Source organism: Arthrobacter subterraneus (genome assembly GCF_900099735.1).
GTDB lineage: Bacteria > Actinomycetota > Actinomycetes > Actinomycetales > Micrococcaceae > Arthrobacter_D > Arthrobacter_D subterraneus.
The window spans coordinates 1-1,608 of sequence record NZ_FNDT01000056.1 but is presented as its reverse complement, the minus strand read 5'-3'; the positions used below and the strand labels follow the sequence as shown (position 1 = coordinate 1,608).

Sequence of the window (1,608 nt, the reverse complement as noted above, 5' to 3'; positions counted from 1 at the left end):
GCTGGACTCTTCCTGGGTCGGGGGCGGATCGCGTTTTGCGTGGTTGGTTTCCTGGTGTGGGTGGGGTGTGGTTGTTGGGGTTTCTGGTTTTCCTGGGCATGCCTGCCTGTGCTCCCGTGTGGGGTGTGGGTGGGGTGTTGACTGGGGTTGTTGTTTGAGAACTGCATAGTGGACGCGAGCATCTTAAATTTTGTGTATCGCGCATGACCGTTGGCCGGCCTTCTTTTGGGGGTTGGTTGCTGGTCCCTGTCACGTGTTGTGCCCTTTGGGGTGTGGTGTGTGTGGGGGTTGGTGTTGGTTGTGTGTGTGATCGTCAAGTTTTTAAGGGCACACGGTGGATGCCTTGGCATCAGGAGCCGAAGAAGGACGTGGGAATCTGCGATAAGCCTGGGGGAGTTGATAACCGAACTTTGATCCCAGGATGTCCGAATGGGGAAACCCCGCCCAGCGCGCGAGTGACTGGGTGACCCGTATCTGAACACATAGGGTGCGTGGGGGGAACGTGGGGAAGTGAAACATCTCAGTACCCACAGGAAGAGAAAACAATAGTGATTCCGTTAGTAGTGGCGAGCGAACGCGGATGAGGCTAAACCAGTGGTGTGTGATAGCCGGCGGGCGTTGCATCACTGGGGTTGCGGGACTTTCCGTATCAGCTCTGCCGGGCTGGTGAAGTGAGTGCAGGCGTATAGGTGAACGGGTTTGAAGGCCCGACCGGAGTGGGTGAGAGTCCCGTAGCTGTAATGCGTGCTGCCGCTTGGAGAGTATCCCAAGTAGTACGGGGCCCGAGAAATCCCGTGCGAATCTGCCAGGACCACCTGGTAAGCCTAAATACTCCCTGATGACCGATAGCGGACAAGTACCGTGAGGGAAAGGTGAAAAGTACCCCGGGAGGGGAGTGAAATAGTACCTGAAACCGTGTGCCTACAATCCGTCAGAGCAGGTGGGCTGGTTTTCCAGTTCCACTGGTGATGGCGTGCCTTTTGAAGAATGAGCCTGCGAGTTAGTGTTACGTCGCGAGGTTAACCCGTGTGGGGAAGCCGTAGCGAAAGCGAGTCTGAATAGGGCGAGTGAGTGGCGTGATCTAGACCCGAAGCGAAGTGATCTACCCATGGCCAGGTTGAAGCGACGGTAAGACGTCGTGGAGGACCGAACCCACTTCAGTTGAAAATGGAGGGGATGAGCTGTGGGTAGGGGTGAAAGGCCAATCAAACTTCGTGATAGCTGGTTCTCCCCGAAATGCATTTAGGTGCAGCGTTGCGTGTTTCTTGCCGGAGGTAGAGCTACTGGATGGCCGATGGGCCCTACAAGGTTACTGACGTCAGCCAAACTCCGAATGCCGGTAAGTGAGAGCGCAGCAGTGAGACTGTGGGGGATAAGCTTCATAGTCGAGAGGGAAACAGCCCAGACCACCAACTAAGGCCCCTAAGCGTGTGCTAAGTGGGAAAGGATGTGGAGTTGCTCAGACAACCAGGAGGTTGGCTTAGAAGCAGCCATCCTTGAAAGAGTGCGTAATAGCTCACTGGTCAAGTGATTCCGCGCCGACAATGTAGCGGGGCTCAAGTACACCGCCGAAGTTGTGGATTTCAAATGTTAGCCAAGCCGCCCCTT

1 rRNA gene is annotated in these 1,608 nt (G+C 55.7%); it reads left to right on the top strand.

The features are described 5' to 3' along the window. Window positions 1–311 precede the first annotated feature (311 nt). Window positions 312–1,608, top strand: a 23S ribosomal RNA gene (locus tag BLS52_RS18185); the annotation flags it as partial.